This window comes from bacterium, from assembly GCA_039961635.1.
In the GTDB taxonomy this organism is placed as follows: Bacteria; 4484-113; 4484-113; order JAGGVC01; family JAGGVC01; genus JABRWB01.
In genome coordinates this window covers 1-17,627 of record JABRWB010000082.1, presented here as the reverse complement: position 1 = coordinate 17,627, position 17,627 = coordinate 1, and the positions used below count along the sequence as shown (strand labels likewise).

Below are 17,627 nucleotides of genomic sequence, written 5' to 3'. Positions count from 1 at the left end.
ATCGTGGACGGCGAATATCCCAGTTCACGCGCTATCTTTCGAAATGACCACCCCTCCTTCGAATACGCATGAATGAGTATGCGGTCCTTGAATGTCAAGTTATGGTACTCTTTCAACGGTGCAACACCTCCGGGCTTGAATCACCTAGAGTGTTGCACCTCATTCATGAATGTGCCGGGCCTAAGAGGTGCAGTCCACTATGCTAATATTTTTTATAATCCGCCCCGATGGTTCGCCCCGCCATAATCCACGCGCAGATACGCGAGCGGCTAGAAGCCTGCTCCGATGTCGAATTTGCGCGGTTCGAGGCCGACCGCATCGTCGAGCATATTTTCGGGCTGCCCGCGGGCGAGTTCTGGGCGGCGGACGAGGTTTCGCCGCTTCCGGAGTTCGGAGGCACACGGTCGAGAGTTGAGGGCGGGCGGACGGAGGTTGAAAGCGCCCATGCCTTCGAGCGAGAATTAGACCGGATAATCGCGGGGCGCGCGGAGGGCGTGCCGCTGGCGTACCTTTTGGGATACGCCTGGTTCAACGGGCTGAAAATCGGCGTATCGCCCGGCGTGCTCATCCCACGGCAGGAAACCGAGGGGCTGGCGCTCATCGGGAAGGAGCTGCTCGACGAGGCGGCGAGGCGCAGAAGCGACTTTGGACTTGCCGCGTCGGGGGAATCCGCGGTGCAATCCGGAGTATTGGTTGCTACAGACGAGGAGGACGCATCCGAGCTTCGCGTTCTCGATTTCGGGTGCGGGAGCGGGTGTATCGCGGTGTATCTTGCGCTCGAATTCCCGGACGCGGTCGTGTGGGCGAGCGACAAGAGCGCGGCGGCGATCCGCGCGACGCGCGGGAACCTGAAACGTTACGCGCTGGGGCTGCGGGTGATTCCGGTGCAGCACGACGGACTTGCGGGGCTGTCGGGGCCGGCGAATCTGGATCTGTTAATCAGCAATCCTCCGTACATCGCGGCGGACGACGGGCGGCTGGACGAGAGCGTGCGGCTGCACGAGCCGCAGGACGCGCTTATCGCGCCGGGCGGAGGGCTTCACTATTTCCGGATGATCGCGCGGTTCGCTCCGGGGCTGGTCGCGCCGGGCGGGCGCGCGGCGGTCGAGGTGGGCGAGGGACAGGCGGACGACGTGCGGCGCATCTTCTGGGCGGGCGGCGCGGACGAAGTGGAAGTCAGGCGCGACCTCGCCGGGATTGACCGGTATGTGATCGCCCGGTACAGTTAGCGCGATGGCGGAAATCGTAATCGCGGGCGCGGCCGCGCCGGGAGAATTCTCGGCCGACGTTGCGCACGCGCTCAAATCCGGCGGCGTCGTTTTGTCCACGACGGACACGGTGTGCGGGCTGTTGTGCCGCGATCCGCTCGCGGTTGCGCGGATATTCGATATGAAGTCGCGGCCCGCGGAAATGCCGATCGCGATTCTGGTGAATCCGGACAGCCGCGTCGTTTCGTGGATGGTGCGCGAGCTGCCGCTGGAAAACTGGATGCGGGAACTTTTGCCCGGGCCGCTGACGGTGGTCGTCCCCGCGGACTCGGTGCGCGATTTGCTGCCCGCGGACGCGATATTGCCGGGAACAGCTACCTGTGGGATACGCGCGGTCTACTATCCGCCGCTCTGGCCGGTGATCGAGGCCTGCGGCGGGCTCGTTTTCGCGACGAGCGCGAACCTGCACGGCGCGCCCGCGCCCCGCTCCATCGCGGAGACGGACGCGGCGATACGCGACGCGGTCGATTTGATTTTCGACGGCGGGAGATGCCCGTACGGCGCGGCGAGTTGCGTTGTTGAAATTGCGGACGAAAGGTGGATAATCCGCCGCGATCCGGCGAAAACAGCGGAGCTTTTTGTCGAATGGGCGCCGGAAGAGACAAACCACAGAGACACAGAGATCGCAGAGGATGCTGAAAACGACGCGCTATTCTGGACATGCCAGCCGCTTGTCAAATTCCGCGGCGCAAGGCGCATCGTTTTCCGCGGCAGCGCGTCGATGACTTCGTCCCAGCGCGACATGCTGGCCGCACTCGCAGCGTGGAGCCGTTATAATGCGCGCTCCCTTGGGCCGTAGGCCGGGGCGAGGAAATCATGAGCGACGAAACGAAAGATCAAGACGAACAGCCGGGCGAACCGGAGGCGCTGTCCGAGACCGCGGACCGCGTGATGCTGGAAAAGCTCGAGGCGCTGCGCGCGGCGGGTCTCGACCCTTACGCCGAGGTGCGGTTCGACCGCACTCACAACGCGGCGGAGATAATAGAAGGTTACGACGCGCTGGAAGGCCAGAACGTTCGCGTCGCGGGCCGGATTCTGACGAAGCGGGTGATGGGCAAGGCCGGATTCGCCGACCTGCACGACCAGAGCGGGAAAATTCAGCTTTACTTCAAGCGCGACGATGTTAAGTACGCGCGCGGCGAAGGCGCGCCTCGGCCGGATGGGATCGAAGACTGCGCGGCCGGCCGCGGGCTTTCCGCGTACGAGCTGTACAAGAAACTTGATTTGGGCGACATCATCGGTGCCGAGGGATTCGTATTCAAAACGAAGACGGGCGAGATTTCGATCCACGTGGAGAGCTTCACGCTGCTGTGCAAAATCCTGCGCCCGCTTCCGGAAAAGTGGCACGGCCTGACCGACGTCGAAGCGCGCTACCGCCACCGCTACGTGGACCTCGCGATAAACCGCGAGGTGCGCGACCGCTTCCTGACGCTGTGCAAAGCGAAAAGCGAAATCCGGCGGTTTCTGGAAAGCCGCGATTTTGTCGAGGTGGAGACGCCGCTCCTGCACGAAATTGCGGGGGGGGCCACCGCCGAGCCGTTCGTCACGCACTACAACGCGCTCGACCAGGACATGTACATGCGCATCGCGATCGAGCTGCATTTGAAACGCCTGATCGTGGGCGGGATGGAGCGCGTCTTCGAGATGGGCCGCGTCTTCCGCAACGAGGGGACGAGCGTCAAACACAATCCCGAGTTCACGATGCTGGAGCTTTACTGGGCGTACGCGGACTACGGCGACGTGATGGAGCTGACCGAATCGCTCGTCGCGCACGTCGCCAAAAACGTGTTCGGCTCGTATCTGCGGAGCTTCGGCGGAATCGAACTGGATTTCACGCCGCCGTTCAAACGGATGAAATTCGCGGACGCGATGCGCACGTGCGCGGGCGTGGAGCTTGCGCAGGTGCGCACGCTTGACGCGGTGGTGGCGAAAGCGAAATCAATCGGGCTGGAACTGCCCGAAAAACGCACATACGAAAAGGTGCTGGACGAAATATTCAAGGAGCTCGTCGAGCCGAATTTAATTCAGCCGACTTTTATCTTGGATTATCCGGTCGAGCTTACGCTGCTTGCGAAGCGGCGGCCGGACGATCCGCGGCTGGTTTACCGGTTCGAGCTTTTCGTCGCGGGATTCGAAATCGCCAACAGCTTCAGCGAGGCGAACGATCCGCTCGACCAGCGCGCGAGGATGGAGGAGCAGGTTGAAGAGGCGCGGGCCGCGGGCGAGGAATTCCGCGCGGTGGACGAGGACTTCCTGGCCGCGCTGGAATACGGAATGCCGCCGAACGGCGGGCTGGGAATCGGGATAGACAGGCTGTGCATGCTGCTCTCCGGGCAGCAGTCGATAAGGGAAGTGCTGCTGTTTCCGCAATTGAGGAAGAAGTAAAAAAAAAACTACCCGGACGTGGGGCGAATAGCAATCACGGTTCGCCGGTATGGAGACCGGCGGTATATATATGCGGGAAGGCAGTCGGGCGCACGCAGTGCGCCCCTACCAATCCACATGCCCCTACGCGCTGGCGCCTTCGCCCTTCGCCTCGGACTTGCTTTTCGCGCCGCCGGCGCAGCAGCCGCCCCTCTTGGTTTCCGCCGAGGCTGATGTCGCGCCGGCTTCGCCCTTGTCCTTGTGGCAGTTGCCGTACTTCGCGGCCTTCTCGGCGTCGGTGCATTTTTCGCCCGGCGCGCAATCGGCCTTGGACTTATACGGGCACGCGGCCTTGTCGCCGTCAACGGTCTGCGCGGTCGCGGGCGCGGTGTTTTCGAGCTTGAAATCGGGCCGGATTTCGGCCGTGCGCGAATATGCGTAAACCGCGACCGACAGAACGATCGCGATTGTCAGGGCGAAAACGTAACCTTTCTTCACTATGAATCCTCCATAACAGGTAATCGAGATACTTAATACCCCAATGTAAGGCTCGTTATCGACTTGGAAGGTGAAAAAGATGCTTCCCGGCGCCGCCGGCCCGTCGAAACCGCCCGTTTGTGATAACTACTTGCCGATGAACGAGCCGCTGCCGAATCCGCCCCGCTCCTCCTGCGGCTCGGCCTGCCGGGGCTCCGCCGGCGCGTCTTCACGCGGCACCGCGAATACATACGACGTAAGCACGCCGGTCTTGCCGTAGATACGGACGTAAACGACTATCGGATTGGACGGATCGTCCGCCGGGATCTCCGCAGCCGCGGCCTCCGCGGGCCGCTTTTGCGGCTCGGAAGATTCGGACATCATCATCCCGCCGCCCATTCCGCCGGTTTGCGCGGCCGGTTTGCCTTCCAACTTCGCGCGGTATTTGGCGACGGCGGCCGCACCCTGCGGATGCAGGTTCACAATCGCTATGAAACAATCGCCGGGGCTGTGCGCTTCTTTGTCGTACGCGATCGGCGCGCCGGTGTAGGGATTCTTCCAGAGCAGGTCGTAATTCTCCACCGCGGGCGAGGCCTCGCCCATCAGAATCGCGCCCTGGACGAATTCGATCAAATCGTCGCCCGTGTCCATTCCCGGCGCGGCAAGCTCGACAAGCGCCTTGTTTGCGTTCGGCATCGCGCCGTTGTATTTGTAGTAAAGCGCAATTTGCTCCGCGATGTCGCGGATCGGATTGACGGTGAACGGGGGATCGAGCGGGGAAGCGGCCTCGTCGAGCACTTCAAAGCCGTTCGCGAGCATCCGCTCGGCGGGCGAAAGAAACTGCCAGGTCTGGGACTGGAGCGCCGCGTCGCAGGGATACAGCTCCGGCAGCGCGTTCGGATTGGGAAGCGCCGAGGGCTTGACTTCGCGCTTTTTGCCGAGCTCGATAAGCTCGCGCAAGCGATCGGGCGAATACGAAGCGCCGGGAACCGTGGCCGGAGAAGTGCCGGACAGTTCGCCGCCCTGCCCCGCGTCCTGCGCGAACGCAGTTGCGGCGAACATCATTACGAAAACTAAAAATCCTGCATACCTTTGCATGTCATCCCCCGCCGGAAGGATTTGTTATTGCCGGACAAATTATACAGGAACGGCTGGAGACGATTCACACAAACGCCGCGATGCCCGTCGCGGCCTCGCCCAAAACCAGCGTGTGGATGTCGTGCGTGCCTTCGTACGTGATCACGCTTTCCAGGTTGTTCATGTGGCGGATGACCGGGTATTCGAGCGTTATTCCGCTCGCGCCCAATACCTGGCGGCACTCGCGGGCGACCCGCAGCGCCATCGCCACGTTGTTGCGCTTGGCGAGCGACACCTGCGCGTGGTGCATCCTTCCTTCGTCCTTGAGCACGCCGAGGCGGTGCGCGATCAGCTGCGCGGCGGTGATGTCGGTGAGCATTTCCGCAAACTTCTGCTGCTGGATCTGGAACGAGGCTATCGGGCGTTCGAACTGCGTCCGGCTTTTCGCGTAGTCCACCGCGCAGCCGAAGCAGTCCCGCGCCGCGCCGATCGCGCCCCACGCGATCCCGTAGCGCGCCTGTGTCAAACATGAAAGCGGGCACTTGAGGCCGCGCGCGTCGGGCAATTTGTTCTCCGCGGGAACCTTCACGTTGTCGAATATCAGCTCGCTCGTCACGCTGGCCCGCAGCGAGAGCTTGCGCTTTTGCTCCGGCGCGGAGAATCCGGGCGCGCCGCGCTCGACGAGGAATCCACCGATGCCGTCCGGCGTTTTGGCCCAGACCACCGCGACGTCCGCAATCGTCCCGTTCGTTATCCACATCTTTGCGCCGTTCAGCACCCAGCCGCCGCCGTCCGCAGGATCCGCGCGCGTCACCATCCCGCCGGGGTCGCTGCCGTGGTCCGGCTCGGTCAGCCCGAAACAGCCGATCGCCGTTCCCTTCGCGAGCCGCGGCAGCCAATGATCCTTCTGCTTCTCGCTGCCCCAGGTGAATATCGGGTACATCACAAGCGCCGACTGGACGCTGGCGAAGCTGCGCAGGCCGGAGTCTCCGGCTTCCAGCTCCTGCATTATCAGCCCGTACGCGATGTTGTCCACCGCCGGGCAGCCGTACTTTTCGGGGAGCGTGGGGCCGAACAGCCCCAACTCCGCCATTTCCGGGACGAGGTCGAGCGGGAACGTGTGCGCCTCGAAGTGCTCCGCGACTATCGGGCGGAATCGCTCGTCCACCCACGCGCGCACCGCGTCGCGCATGAGGCGCTGGTCGTCGGAGAGAAGGCTCTCCAGGTCGTAGAAATCGTGAGGGTCGGGGAAAGACACCTTGCAAACCTTTGCGCGATACGCTTATCGCCGCGACCAGATTGTATCATCCGCAATATCTGCCAATTCCAAATTCAAATGTTAAAGCGCGCTTTTCTTGCCTGAAAGTATACAACCGTGAATGTATGCGCAAACGGAGCGGTAAAAATCAAGCCTACTATAAAAGCCAGCAAGCCTGATAATGCGATTAGCCCACCAAGGACTTTAAGAGCCATTGCTTCGGGAAGGTTGCTTGCCGAATACTTAACGCTTTTCCAATTCGCTTTCGGTCCGCTGGCTTCTCCGCTTGCGAAAAGAGGCATTGAAAATTGAATCAAGGTATTAAGCAGAAACAACACAAGCAATGCGGCAGCAAACAGCATAACCAGGCCCCAGCTGAATTCTGGGGGCGGCGGCAATTTGCTTTCGTCAAGCGTGTCATTGAAAGCGATTGACATCGCGAATGCAGATCCCGCGTATCCCAGAAATGCTGCACTGGCAAAAACCACACCAAACACAATACCGAATTCAACTAATCCTACACTTAAGGCGGCCCAGTACTTTCCCTTTAATCCTCCAATTGCCATGTCGACGGTGCATTTCTGTCCAGCCAGCAACCTGAAAAGTAGAATCCAGATACACAGCCCGAATGGTCCAAGAAGCAATTCCAATGCAAACCGAAATCCATTCGCCACATCCTTCAAGGGCGAATGCTCTTGTATCAACTCAAATATCAAACCTAAAAGCCCTGGCAATCCAGAAGCTATTATTCCGATTACAAGACAGATGGCGAATATATCGCCAAAATAACGGCAATGAAACTTGAATGCCTTTTTTAAAATTTGAGTTAACGAATCTGACGGCTCTGCCTGATACGACTCGCCGACGAAGGGCTTGTATGGTCCAATCGGTGGCGATTCGCATTCGCATTTTGATTTCTGCTCGATGATTTCGGGAATCGGCGCCTCCAGTTCTTTCAACTGCTTTCCGCACGCGCGACAAAACACATCGTTGATTTCCGTTTCTTCTCCGCAGAAATGGCAAAAGGAGTATTCCGTTTCCATCGTCTTATTGCCCCGGCAAATTCACGAAGAAGTCAAAACTCCCCCTTCCTCGCTTCGTAGTACGCCATGAAAAATACGAAGTAAAGCGGTGCGGTGAAAATCACACCGATCAAAAGCAGAAGCAGTCCCAGCATCGCCATGAACCCGGCTATCAGCGAAAGGAGAAACACTTCCCAGTAGTGCCGCCAGACGAAAACCACACTGCGCGTTATCGCGCGCCAAAAATCATGCTCGTCGTCGGCGATGAGCGGCATTACGAAATTGACGAAGAGCATCACGAGCCCGATGAGCACTATAGCGATTACATAATTGAAGATAAGCCCCTTCCAGAAATCCCAGTCCTCGAATTTGGACGGATCGTTCATCGCCAAAAGCTGGATTATCGAGCCGCCCATCGTGATGAAAACAATGGCCAGGACCGGAACTGCCGTGAGAAATCCCTGGACAAGGGTCGCGATCAGCGCGGGCACGTATTTTTCGGAAAGGCACGAGAACGCGTCGCCTATGTCTGTCCGGTGCCCGCGGATCGTCTTCAGAAACACGAAATAAACGCCCACGAGGATCGGCGAAACCAGGAACTGCGCGAGGTTGCCGACGAACGGAATGAACGCCGCTATCATCGCGGCGAACATAACGATCAGCATCATCACCCAGTACGTTCCGAAAAACGCGCCGAAATTGGCGAAGTACATCCGGAACGCTTTGGAAATTATTTCGCTCAGCGAGTCTTGCGCGACCGGTAGGTCGGGATGCGGGATCGCTTCGACGCAGGCGAAATGCCGCGGCGGCTGGGCTTGGTACTGCCGCGCGTAAGGTTGGCCCGGCGCAGAAGGCGCGCCGGAAGCCGGGCCGGGACTGCCCCACTGCGGCGCGTTCGCGTCCGGCTGCGGCGGAGCGCGGTGCTCCCCAGGTGAGGCTGCCGCGCCTGGCCCCCATTGCGGAGAGGCCGGGCAGGATTGCTCTTGGGCGTCGATTCCGGAAGGCGCAGCTGTTGGCGCAGGCGCGGCTCCGGAAGGCGGGGCTGTGGAAGGCGGCGCGTACGAGCGCGCGGGCGCGGAAAGCTCGGAGCCACAGGATACGCAGAACTTCCATCCTTGCTCGTTGGCCGCCCCGCACTTGCTGCAGTAGTTGGACATTTGGTCCTCGATAACCGAATTTGAATTCCCCGCACAGATAATAGCATTTTGAGGGAACCTCCCCCTGCTATACTCAGTCCAACCGCGGGCCGCGGGCGCGCCGCGGGGCCAGAGGAGCTTATGCACGACGAAGATTTCGACACGAAAGGCGATCCGGCGGTATCCGTCGAGAGAGACAAGGAATCCGCCTCGGAGCAGGCGACAATCGTCAGCGATTCGGGCATCGTGGACGGCGAGCGCACGGTAGTGGCGTCTCTTGGCGCGGACGCGGGCTTGGAGGCGACCGTCGTCGCCTCGCCGGACGCGGATCGCACGGTGATCACCGCCGCGCTTTCGGGAGACGCGACGGTCGTCACGGGCGCGGGCGGGCTTGTCGCGGCGCCGGTGGAGCAGTTCAAGCCCGTCGTCGAAATGGCGGTGTCCGCGCAGTTTCCGTACGCGCTCGCCCGCCAGAAGACGACGAACCATGTTCTGGTCGAGGCATCGAGCTTTTTCGAGGGCCGGGAAACCGCGCGCGCGCCGGTCGCGGTCGCGCTCGTGTTGGACAAGAGCGGCTCGATGGAAGGCCGCCCGATGGAGCAGCTCAAAATCGCGGTCAAGTATCTGGTCGACCGGCTCACGCCCGCCGACTTGCTTACGATAGTCGTCTTCGGCGAAGAAAGCGAAGTCGTGATGCCGCTGCGCCGGGTTCTGAACGCGAACCTGATCAAACAGCACGTTGACGCGATCCGGCCGCGCGGGACGACGAACCTGTGGGGCGGAATCTCGGACGCGGTAGTGCAATTGCTCTCCACGCAGGCGCCGCACCATTTGAAGCGCGTATTGCTTCTCACCGACGGCGAAGCGAACGAGGGGATCACCGACTACCAGAGCATCGTGAGCGAGGTGCGAAGCCGGCACGCGTCCGGCATCAGCTTTTCCACGCTGGGGATGGGCATCGAGTACAACGAGGAGCTGATGATGGCGATCGCCAAGAACACCGGCGGGAACTATCACTTCGTCGAGCATCCGGACGAAATTCCGAAGGTGTTCGAGCGGGAGCTCGGCAGCCTTTTCGGCGTGGTGGGCAACGAGCCGGAAATTAGGCTGAAGCTGCGCAAGGGCGTGAGCGTCGCGCGCGTGTACGGCCTCGAATACAAGGCGGAGGGGCGCGAGGTGACGATCGGGCTGCCCTCGCTTGAGGCGGGGACGACGCAGGCAGCGCTAATTGAGCTCGCGATAGAGCCGCATCCTCCCGCGCGGTTCAAGAAGCTGGAGGTCGAGCTTTCGTACAAGCCGTTCGGCGGAACCGAGCGCGTGACCCAGCGCGCGGGCGTCGTGTTCGAGTTCACGCTGGACAAGGACAAGGTGCGCGGCCATGAAAGCGAGCGGGTGCGGCAGGCGCTGGCGACGAGGGACGTCGCGGCGCAACTCGAACGCGCGGCGTCGCTTGCGGGCAAGGACGCGCAGACCGCGACGATGATCGTATCGCAAGCCGAAACGCAGCTTCTGGCGAGCGGCCGAAGCGAGGACGCGACGATAATCGCGGGTGTAGCGGCGAAGATGAAAACCGGACAGGTGGACGCGGCGACGAAGCTACTTTCGGGCGCGCGGTTCCGGCTCGACCAGGACAAGACGCAGATTCAGAAGGCGCCAAATAGGTGATTCGATGACAGAAGAAAAAACATTGCTTGCGGGAAGCGCAACGGAGGAGGCCAAAGCACTGCCGGTTGCGCCATGCCCAAACTGCGGCGAAGCGGCGCTTGACGCCGACGGGTACTGCGCGGAATGCGGGCTGGATTTGACCGCGCCGGAGGACATCGGGAAGCTGGAGCCGGAGGCTCTGCTCGCTGGAGTCGTGCTGCTGCGGCTGTGCGCGCCGGGGGGGGAGCCGTGCGAATTCCCCGCGGGGACATTCACCATCGGCCGCGCGGATGCGGATTTCACTGTCGCGGACGCTTATGTGAGCAGAAAGCACGCGGAAATACGCGTCGCCGACTCCGGAATATCGGTCGTGGACCTCGGAAGCACGAACGGCAGCTTCGTCAACGGCGAGCGGCTGGAAAAAAACGCGCCGCGGGAGCTTGCGCCGGGCGACGTTCTCAAGTTCGGCCAGACCGAAATCGCGTGGGAATTCATGGGAAAACAAAGTTCGAGGTTGGGAGTTGAGAGTTCGGAGTTGGAAAAAGACAAAAAGGAAGCCTTGGATGTCGCGGATTCTGCAGATTTGGAAGCGGGATTGGAAACGCCGGAATCCGGACAGGCCGCATCGCAGGACGCATCGGACGGGGGGGGGCGTGAAACCGAGGCGGCGGCGGCGGAATCAGAGACTATCCCTTCCGGATGGCGTTTGGTTTGCACGAGCCGGGAAATGCCGCCGATCGAGCTGCCGATGGGCGCAACCGTTCTCGGCCGCAAAGCGGGAAAATGCGATGTCGTTATATCGGGCGACGGTTATATTTCTGGCGCGCACGCGAAAATCGACGTCCGGGAGGACGGCATTTTCATCACCGACCTCGGCAGCACGAACGGGACATATGTCGGCTCCGAACAGCTTCCGCCGAACGCGGAGCGGGCGCTCGCAGAAGGCGAAAGCGTGATGCTCGGAGAAACCGAGCTGCGGTTGGATCGCTCATAGGCCGGGGGCAAATCGTTGACATTCGCCTGTTTGGACAGTCCCGCGTAGGCAGCTTGCAGAGTACCTCCTCGCAGTTTCTATCTCGACAGTGCTGCTGCCAATTTCAAATTCTGAAATCCAAACAAAACCATTAAACGCCAAATGGCGTATTCCTTTCAATGGTGCAAAACTTCCGGGATTTAATCACCTTGAGTGTTGCGCCTCATTCGTTAATCTGCCGCTTCCTTGCTTGAATTACCCTCCTTATGCTACAATCCCGCCATGCCCAAGCGGGTGCGGATGATGCTTCTTGCGGCGGCGCTTGTCCTCACGCTGCTCCTTTCGCTCGGCACGCTCGTTTCGTTCTGGCGGCAGGATTACCTGCTGGGAAAGGAACTCGCGAAGCGGGAGGAGATATACAAGGCGCTCCAGGACAAGCACCTGGACGTTCTGCGCGAGACGAAGCAATTAAAGGAAGATTCAGATTTCCAAAAGCGGTTCCTCAAGGAGGAATTCGGCTACGTGGAGAAGGACCAGATTCCGATAATCACAAGCGAGGAAAAAGGCAAGTCCGCCCCGGAAGATAATAAAGGCGAGTAGTTGGCCTTTGAAATTACCGCACCAATAAATATACCGCCGAGCTCCAAATCGGCGTGGCGGCTATTCCTCGGCCTGATTGTTTTCCTTATCGCCGCCGGATTCGCTTTCCTCCGAACCGCCTTCTTCGGAATCGCCTTCCCCCTCCCCTGATTCCTCCGGCTCCTCGATGTAGTATCCGGGTATAACCATCCCCCAGTATTCAGCGGGAATTGACGGGTCTTCGGGAACGACGTCGCCTTCCGGCACGGCCCCCGTTTGGATTTCGACGCTTTCGCGGATCAATTCGTCAATGGATTTTGCTTCGCCGGATTCATTGGCGGTCGGCTCACCGCCTTCCGCCTCCGCTGGTGTTTCGACGGCCACGGGCGGCGTTTCCGCGTTTTCCGTTTCCGCCGCCTCTTCAGGCGTTTCTTCGGCAATAACAGGCTTCAATTCAACGGGCGCCGCGGATTCCGATTCCTCTTCTGGTCCCGGCTCACGTTTGAGAATCAGAATTCCGTCTCCCGGCTTCTTTTCCGGCTGCGCGGATTCGCTCGCGTCTGCGGATTCACCGTCAGTCTGCTTTTCGGGCGCATGCAGCTTTGACGCGTCCGGTTCATCCGTTGCGGCATACATAGTTTCATCATCCACATCGGCAGCCCCGGAATCATTAGCAGGTTCCTCATTCTTTCCAACTTCGCCGTCTTTCTTTGGTCTGCCGATGACAATCGCCTCGTTCTTGTGAGGAGTTGCGTCGTCCGCCGGTTCTTTGAGCAAGTCCCGCGTTTCGCCTTCACCTGAAAACGCGGCCTCTGCCGGCGCTTCGGGAACGGGCAATTCGCGCGAAATATCCTCAAGCGGCAGCTCGTCAATCGCGCGCCCGCTCACGTAATCGTCCAGCGTGGAATAAAGCTTCTCGTCAGCGCCCAACAGCGCAAGCCCTTCGTCGGTGCGCTTTTTCACATCCGGATTCAACGCCGGGGACGCTTTGGCAAGATTGTAGTACCGCTCCGCCATTCCAAGGTCGCCCGTGCGCCGGTACAGCTCCGCCAAGTGGTAATACACCACCGGCACTTCGCCTACGGTAAGCTGGCCTTGGTTGAGCGCCTCCTCGAACGCGGAAATCGCGTTCTCCTGGTAGCCGCGCATTTTTTCCAAAAGCCCTTCGCCCGTCAGCTCGGACATCAGCGCCGCGCCGGAATTTGCGGGAGCGCTTCCGGCTGCGGATGCAAGCTCCGCGAACGAATTGAGGGCGTGCTTCGCGCGCGCGGTCTCGCCGCGAGCGAGCCAGTAAAGCGAAAGGATTCCCATCGCGGGATACGCGCGCCCGCCGTCCAACAGCAAATCGCCGAAATACGACGGGATTTCGATAGAGTCCTCGTACAGCGATTTGGGGGAGGGCACCGAGCCGCTTCCCGCAGTTGCAGTCCGCAGGTCGCTTTCAAGCTTCGCCGCCACTCTGGCCCAATCCGGATGCTCGCTCCAGAAACCGGTGCGCAGCGCGTAAGCCGCGTTGAGCCACTGCACCGCGCTGTCGCGCTCCGGCGCGCCTGATTTTTCGATAAGCTTCGCCGCGCGTTCGAACTCGTCCCACGGCGAAGACGACGGCTTGGATGCGCCTTGTCCGTCCTTCGGCGCGATATTGTCGCGGTACCAGCGCGACGCCGCGCTCTCTCCTTTCCACAGCGCGGACGCGGGCTCCGCGCAGAATCCGCACTTCGGACAAACCGCCAACCGCGCGGAATACAGTTCGGTGGTCGCGAAGCTGGATAAATCAGGCACGAGCCGCAGACAGAAATCGCGATCCTGAATCAAATGCCCGCGGGGCAATTTTTTAGGGGCGTAATCGAACTGCGTACCATCCACCGGACAAACGAGATGGACGACGTCCTGCGCGGGATTCGCGGCATCCGCCGGCGCGCCCGCTCCAGCTTGCGCGCGCGCGGGAGCTGCAAAAAGCATTGCGGCGAGAAAGACGGCCGCTCCCCGAAGCGGCGCAATTTGTGGCGGCGCAGGTTTTCCGCTAAGAAAACTCAAACGCATTGAATATTATACATCATACATCAATAATGTCGGATACTTCCGAGCGCCCGGAAATCCTGAAGCGCGCGCCCGCGCGCGGCTCCCCTCCGTCGAATGTGACCGGTACGACCTCCGGCCTGTCGGGCGCGTCGCCGGGGAAATTGCGGACGACCAGCGCCGTCCTGTCAACGTCCAACAGCAGATAGCTTCCGACCGGGTACGTCCCCAGCCGAAGCGAAATCTTCCCCGCCACGTCCGGATCGAAGTGGCTCCCCGCGCTCTGGAGCAGGAGTTCGAGCGCGATAGGCGGCGCCACCCTGCCCTGATGCGCGCGCGTCGTCGTCAGCGCGTCGTAAACATCGCAACAGGTCAGCCACCGGGCAAGCGCTGGGATATCCTCGCCCGCCTTCCCAGCCGGATAGCCCGTGCCGTTCCACTTTTCGTGATGCCCTTCGATCATCCCGCGGATTTCCGGCGCGACTTCGATTGCCGCTGCAAGATGCTTCATGCTGTGAGAAACATGATCGCGAACCGCATTCCACTCATCTTCCGAAAGCGCGCCCTGCTTGAACAGAATCGTCCCCGGCACGTGCGCCTTGCCGATGTCGTGCAGCAGCCCGCCCATCGCTACCTGCGCCTTGCCCACCTCTTCCGCCGCGCCGTCCATCACCGACAAAAGCAATACCGCGACGTTTACGCCGTGCCGCGTGTAATACAAATCCGGCGACGGCGTGTCCAGCGGCTTGTACACTTCTCCGCCGGTGAACTTCACCCTTTCCGCAAGCTCATTCGCGCAATTAAAGAGGGGGGAGAAGTCGGTAAGAGTGCCGTTTGCAGCATCAAGGAATGCCGCCGCGGAAGCTGCTACCGCGCGATCGTATATCTCGTGTGGAACTGCCGATTCCACCCCCGCTTCCGCCAGCAGCGCGTCCCTGCGTTCCGCCAGCTTCTCGCGGTGCAGCGCGGGCAGCGCGCCCACGCGCTCGCGCATCCGGACGGCCAGCGATTCGAGCGGCGTGGTCAGCTCCTTCACGCCCCGCCTCTTGAGCCGGATGAACAGCTCCGGGGTGACCGGATGCCCCTGCCTGAGCAGGAACTCGCGGCCGAGAAATATGTCGGACTCGTAGCGCTCGCCGGAGCGGATCGAGTGCATCGGAAATGCGTGTTTCGCCATTCGCAGCCTCCACCTGGGGACGCGCCAATGATACACCGGAATACCCTGCTGGGGTGATAGAATCGCCCCGCCGCGACGCTTGTGAACCGCGGCCGGGAAGCCACAAGGAGAAGATGCAGGATGATAGTCAGCCCCGGATTCGTGAACATTCTCGAACTCATCGACCGCGAGGCGCAGGTGCAGGGCGCGGGCGTTGACCTTTCGCTGCGCGACATCAGCCGGTTCGCCGGCACCGGCGCGCTGGACTTCACGAACCAGCTCCGGCGCCTGCCCGACACCGCGGCGATCGAGTGGCAGGACCCGCTCGGAAACGAGCTTACCGACCCGTCGCTGTCAGAGCAGGCGCGCACAACCTACGGCGGATACGCGGAGCTCGAGCCGGGCGGATACCTTGTGCGCTACAACGAAATCGTCGAGGTTCCGCCGGACGCGATCGGCGTCATCCTCCCGCGCTCCAGCCTGATGCGCAGCGGCGCGACGCTTTTTTCCGCGGTGTGGGATCCGGGCTACCGCGGCCGCGGCCAGGGGCTTTTGTCCGTGTGGAATCCGCTGCGCCTTTACCGGAACGCACGCATCGGCCAGATTTTCTTCATCCGCCTCGAAGGCAAAACGAAGCGCCTCTACGACGGCGATTACCAGGGCGAGGGAGTATAGCCGCAGGAAGCCGCCGGGCCGCCGCGGCGCCCGATTCGGCGGCCGCCGCTTTCCGCCGGTTGCCGCCGCCATATCCGCCGCCAAAATATGCGCGGGTTCGGGCCGCCGTACCTGTGCCGAACCTGTGCCAAACTGCGCGACGCGGGGAAAGCGCCCTTGGGATCGCGAGGAGTTGAAAGCAAAAGCAAGACCACAGAGACACAGCGGCGCGTCGCTGGAAGAAGCAGGAGAGGCGGGCGGACGCGCACTGCAAGCTGGACAGTTGACGGTTTGACAGTTGACAGTTGGACTGTTGACAGTTAGCAGTTGGCAATTGAAACCAACGCCAAATCGCCCAGTGCGCGAAGCGGCTGGCAACCCCAAACTCGGAACTGTCAACTCGCAACCGTCAACTAGCCTTTCTGCTATAATCAGGAGGATGTCCCCCAGGATTTAGAGTTGGAGAGCGGAGGGCAATGTTCTATCACCCTTGCCAAGCCGCCCACGCGGGGCGCCGGGCCGAGGCCCTCGGCAAAGCCGTCTACACCTGGTGCACGACCGGCCGCTCGAACTGGCTGGAGAGGGGATTTCACGTCCACGATGTGGCGGGATACGTCCTGATGCCGTCGGAAACGGACGAGTGGGTGGAAATGGAGGAGGATGGGGAGGAACCGCCAAACATCTGATTCTTGAAACCAGGTCGTTTTCATTGACAAGATTTAAGAAAAGCAGTATATTTACTTTGTTTGTCTTAAATGATCTCCTTTGGAGGATAGATTCATGTCCAAGAGAATTAAGAAATTAAGTGAGCCTGTCAGTTCGACTGGTGATGTCTCCGCGATTTATGCAGTTTCGGGAAAAAGCCTCGGAGTAAAATGTTACCGAGGTTTTGCATCATTGGCAGTTCTTTCTCAAATGTCGCAAGCCGACGAATATAATCAGTCAAACAACCCCCAAGGAATGCAAAGGGAGTTAAGTTCAAGTCACGCACGAAGGGCTTACGAGTATGCGGCGTCAGATGCAGCTGATAAACCCCGCCTTTGGCCAGAAATCATTTTGAATATCAGAAAGCGTGACTGCGTAACTATCGAGAAAAAGGCACCCACCAAAGGTCCAAAGGGCTTTGAGATGGATTTTGTCAAGATTAAAATTCATTGGAACAAGATCAAAGAACTTAAGCCGCGCGAAGTGGCCATTTCACGAGTTGATGGAAATCATCGACTTTACTACGCAGGAGGGGACAAAAAACTTCCAGCACTTCACAATGTTCTTTCTCCCTTTTGCATTATGGATTCCGTGGACATCGATAATGAGAAAAGGATTTTTGCAACAATCAATAGTGAACAAAGAAAATTAAACGTAAACCATCTGCTTACTCTTGAATACCATACGATTCCTGAGACCACAAAGAAAAAGGAGAATTTAGAATTATGGCTTGCAGGTAAACTTCATGAAGATAAGTTAAGTCCGTTTTACAAGCGAATTCACTTCGCTGGCCGCAAGGAAAAGGGCGATACATACCTCATCAGAATAAAGGCTCTTATTGATGGACTTAATCATTTCCTTAAAGGCTTTGACACTGATGAACTTCACAATTACAGTTACATTTACGAAGTAACAAATGCGTTTTTCAACGCCGTTGCAAAAACATGGGCAATCGAATGGAATGATAAGCTGAATTACAAGCTTATGACAAATACTGGCCTACAAGCCTTGGGACAATTTGGAGCCGCACTTCTTGGGCATTTTTCCTATGCAAACCAGCCATGTAATCAAGATAATTTTGCAGTATGTATGGAAAAAGTTGCTCATGGAGCACCCGATTTCTGGAAGAAGAAAGGCGGTTGGGTAGAGCCATACTCGTCCAGGGCAGGTGCTGTTGCAATTGCCAAGGAGCTTGATTGTACTACTAACCATCTTGTCTAACGCTCTTTTGGAATTCGTTAATGGTGTCGATCGGGCGTTTTCCCATGTTGCGGTAGCCATGATGTGGACGCTCG

General features: G+C 59.7%; 17 protein-coding genes. 9 read left to right on the top strand and 8 right to left on the bottom strand.

Annotated features, from left to right (window positions below):
• A partial coding sequence (locus HRF49_11255; GenBank protein ID MEP0815224.1) for a helix-turn-helix domain-containing protein occupies window positions 1-116 on the bottom strand: 116 nt, incomplete at its 3' end.
• 111 nt (window positions 117-227) lie between these two features.
• On the opposite strand from HRF49_11255, the gene HRF49_11250 reads away from it, so the two are divergent.
• Genes HRF49_11250 through lysS form a run of 3 tightly spaced genes read left to right on the top strand, consistent with a single transcriptional unit; the run spans window position 228 to window position 3,653 of the window.
• Window positions 228-1,229 (top strand): peptide chain release factor N(5)-glutamine methyltransferase, encoded by a 1,002-nt coding sequence (locus HRF49_11250; protein MEP0815223.1) that lies wholly within the window; start codon window positions 228-230, stop codon window positions 1,227-1,229.
• A gap of 4 nt (window positions 1,230-1,233) precedes the next feature.
• Entirely contained in the window at window positions 1,234-2,067 is an 834-nt protein-coding gene (locus tag HRF49_11245) for an L-threonylcarbamoyladenylate synthase (GenBank protein MEP0815222.1), read from the top strand.
• Window positions 2,068-2,084: 17 nt separating this feature from the next.
• Complete coding sequence (lysS, locus tag HRF49_11240) at window positions 2,085-3,653, top strand: lysine--tRNA ligase (GenBank protein ID MEP0815221.1); 1,569 nt, start codon at window positions 2,085-2,087, stop codon at window positions 3,651-3,653.
• Between the two features lie 123 nt (window positions 3,654-3,776).
• On the opposite strand, the gene HRF49_11235 is transcribed toward lysS, so the two are convergent.
• The 5 genes from HRF49_11235 to HRF49_11215 form a co-directional block, all read right to left on the bottom strand.
• On the bottom strand, window positions 3,777-4,130 hold the full coding sequence (locus HRF49_11235) for a hypothetical protein (GenBank protein MEP0815220.1): 354 nt from the start codon (window positions 4,128-4,130) through the stop codon (window positions 3,777-3,779).
• A 126-nt stretch (window positions 4,131-4,256) separates the two neighbouring features.
• Window positions 4,257-5,207 carry a hypothetical protein gene (locus HRF49_11230; GenBank protein MEP0815219.1) on the bottom strand — a complete coding sequence of 317 codons (951 nt, stop codon included), beginning with the start codon at window positions 5,205-5,207 and terminating at the stop codon, window positions 4,257-4,259.
• 64 nt (window positions 5,208-5,271) lie between these two features.
• Window positions 5,272-6,378 (bottom strand): acyl-CoA dehydrogenase family protein, encoded by a 1,107-nt coding sequence (locus HRF49_11225; protein MEP0815218.1) that lies wholly within the window; start codon window positions 6,376-6,378, stop codon window positions 5,272-5,274.
• A 140-nt stretch (window positions 6,379-6,518) separates the two neighbouring features.
• On the bottom strand, window positions 6,519-7,487 hold the full coding sequence (locus HRF49_11220) for a zinc ribbon domain-containing protein (protein MEP0815217.1): 969 nt from the start codon (window positions 7,485-7,487) through the stop codon (window positions 6,519-6,521).
• A gap of 32 nt (window positions 7,488-7,519) precedes the next feature.
• The gene (locus HRF49_11215; GenBank protein MEP0815216.1) at window positions 7,520-8,623 is read right to left on the bottom strand and encodes a zinc-ribbon domain-containing protein; all 1,104 of its coding nucleotides are present in this window, start codon (window positions 8,621-8,623) and stop codon (window positions 7,520-7,522) included.
• Window positions 8,624-8,743: 120 nt separating this feature from the next.
• On the opposite strand from HRF49_11215, the gene HRF49_11210 reads away from it, so the two are divergent.
• From HRF49_11210 to HRF49_11200, 3 genes are all read left to right on the top strand, one after another.
• Complete coding sequence (locus HRF49_11210; protein ID MEP0815215.1) at window positions 8,744-10,267, top strand: VWA domain-containing protein; 1,524 nt, start codon at window positions 8,744-8,746, stop codon at window positions 10,265-10,267.
• A 4-nt stretch (window positions 10,268-10,271) separates the two neighbouring features.
• On the top strand, window positions 10,272-11,240 hold the full coding sequence (locus tag HRF49_11205) for an FHA domain-containing protein (GenBank protein ID MEP0815214.1): 969 nt from the start codon (window positions 10,272-10,274) through the stop codon (window positions 11,238-11,240).
• Window positions 11,241-11,501: 261 nt separating this feature from the next.
• Window positions 11,502-11,819: a hypothetical protein gene (locus tag HRF49_11200; protein ID MEP0815213.1), complete on the top strand. Its 318-nt coding sequence runs from the start codon at window positions 11,502-11,504 to the stop codon at window positions 11,817-11,819.
• Between the two features lie 60 nt (window positions 11,820-11,879).
• On the opposite strand, the gene HRF49_11195 is transcribed toward HRF49_11200, so the two are convergent.
• On the bottom strand, window positions 11,880-13,760 hold the full coding sequence (locus HRF49_11195; GenBank protein ID MEP0815212.1) for a tetratricopeptide repeat protein: 1,881 nt from the start codon (window positions 13,758-13,760) through the stop codon (window positions 11,880-11,882).
• A 94-nt stretch (window positions 13,761-13,854) separates the two neighbouring features.
• Complete coding sequence (locus tag HRF49_11190; protein ID MEP0815211.1) at window positions 13,855-14,994, bottom strand: HD domain-containing protein; 1,140 nt, start codon at window positions 14,992-14,994, stop codon at window positions 13,855-13,857.
• A 120-nt stretch (window positions 14,995-15,114) separates the two neighbouring features.
• On the opposite strand from HRF49_11190, the gene HRF49_11185 reads away from it, so the two are divergent.
• The 3 genes from HRF49_11185 (at window position 15,115) to HRF49_11175 (ending at window position 17,553) form a co-directional block, all read left to right on the top strand.
• Window positions 15,115-15,648 (top strand): deoxyuridine 5'-triphosphate nucleotidohydrolase, encoded by a 534-nt coding sequence (locus tag HRF49_11185; protein MEP0815210.1) that lies wholly within the window; start codon window positions 15,115-15,117, stop codon window positions 15,646-15,648.
• Between the two features lie 455 nt (window positions 15,649-16,103).
• The gene (locus HRF49_11180) at window positions 16,104-16,313 is read left to right on the top strand and encodes a hypothetical protein (GenBank protein ID MEP0815209.1); all 210 of its coding nucleotides are present in this window, start codon (window positions 16,104-16,106) and stop codon (window positions 16,311-16,313) included.
• Window positions 16,314-16,407: 94 nt separating this feature from the next.
• Window positions 16,408-17,553 (top strand): DGQHR domain-containing protein, encoded by a 1,146-nt coding sequence (locus tag HRF49_11175; GenBank protein MEP0815208.1) that lies wholly within the window; start codon window positions 16,408-16,410, stop codon window positions 17,551-17,553.
• Window positions 17,554-17,627: the final 74 nt, after the last annotated feature.

Coding starts and splice junctions, on each gene's coding strand:
- HRF49_11250 (MEP0815223.1), top strand. CDS start 228: ATGGTTCGCCCCGCCATAATCCACGCGCAGATACGCGAGCGGCTAGAA.
- HRF49_11245 (MEP0815222.1), top strand. CDS start 1,234: ATGGCGGAAATCGTAATCGCGGGCGCGGCCGCGCCGGGAGAATTCTCG.
- lysS (MEP0815221.1), top strand. CDS start 2,085: ATGAGCGACGAAACGAAAGATCAAGACGAACAGCCGGGCGAACCGGAG.
- HRF49_11230 (MEP0815219.1), bottom strand. CDS start 5,207: ATGCAAAGGTATGCAGGATTTTTAGTTTTCGTAATGATGTTCGCCGCA.
- HRF49_11225 (MEP0815218.1), bottom strand. CDS start 6,378: ATGCGCGACGCGGTGCGCGCGTGGGTGGACGAGCGATTCCGCCCGATA.
- HRF49_11220 (MEP0815217.1), bottom strand. CDS start 7,487: ATGGAAACGGAATACTCCTTTTGCCATTTCTGCGGAGAAGAAACGGAA.
- HRF49_11215 (MEP0815216.1), bottom strand. CDS start 8,623: ATGTCCAACTACTGCAGCAAGTGCGGGGCGGCCAACGAGCAAGGATGG.
- HRF49_11210 (MEP0815215.1), top strand. CDS start 8,744: ATGCACGACGAAGATTTCGACACGAAAGGCGATCCGGCGGTATCCGTC.
- HRF49_11205 (MEP0815214.1), top strand. CDS start 10,272: ATGACAGAAGAAAAAACATTGCTTGCGGGAAGCGCAACGGAGGAGGCC.
- HRF49_11200 (MEP0815213.1), top strand. CDS start 11,502: ATGCCCAAGCGGGTGCGGATGATGCTTCTTGCGGCGGCGCTTGTCCTC.
- HRF49_11195 (MEP0815212.1), bottom strand. CDS start 13,760: ATGCTTTTTGCAGCTCCCGCGCGCGCGCAAGCTGGAGCGGGCGCGCCG.
- HRF49_11190 (MEP0815211.1), bottom strand. CDS start 14,994: ATGGCGAAACACGCATTTCCGATGCACTCGATCCGCTCCGGCGAGCGC.
- HRF49_11185 (MEP0815210.1), top strand. CDS start 15,115: ATGATAGTCAGCCCCGGATTCGTGAACATTCTCGAACTCATCGACCGC.
- HRF49_11180 (MEP0815209.1), top strand. CDS start 16,104: ATGTTCTATCACCCTTGCCAAGCCGCCCACGCGGGGCGCCGGGCCGAG.
- HRF49_11175 (MEP0815208.1), top strand. CDS start 16,408: ATGTCCAAGAGAATTAAGAAATTAAGTGAGCCTGTCAGTTCGACTGGT.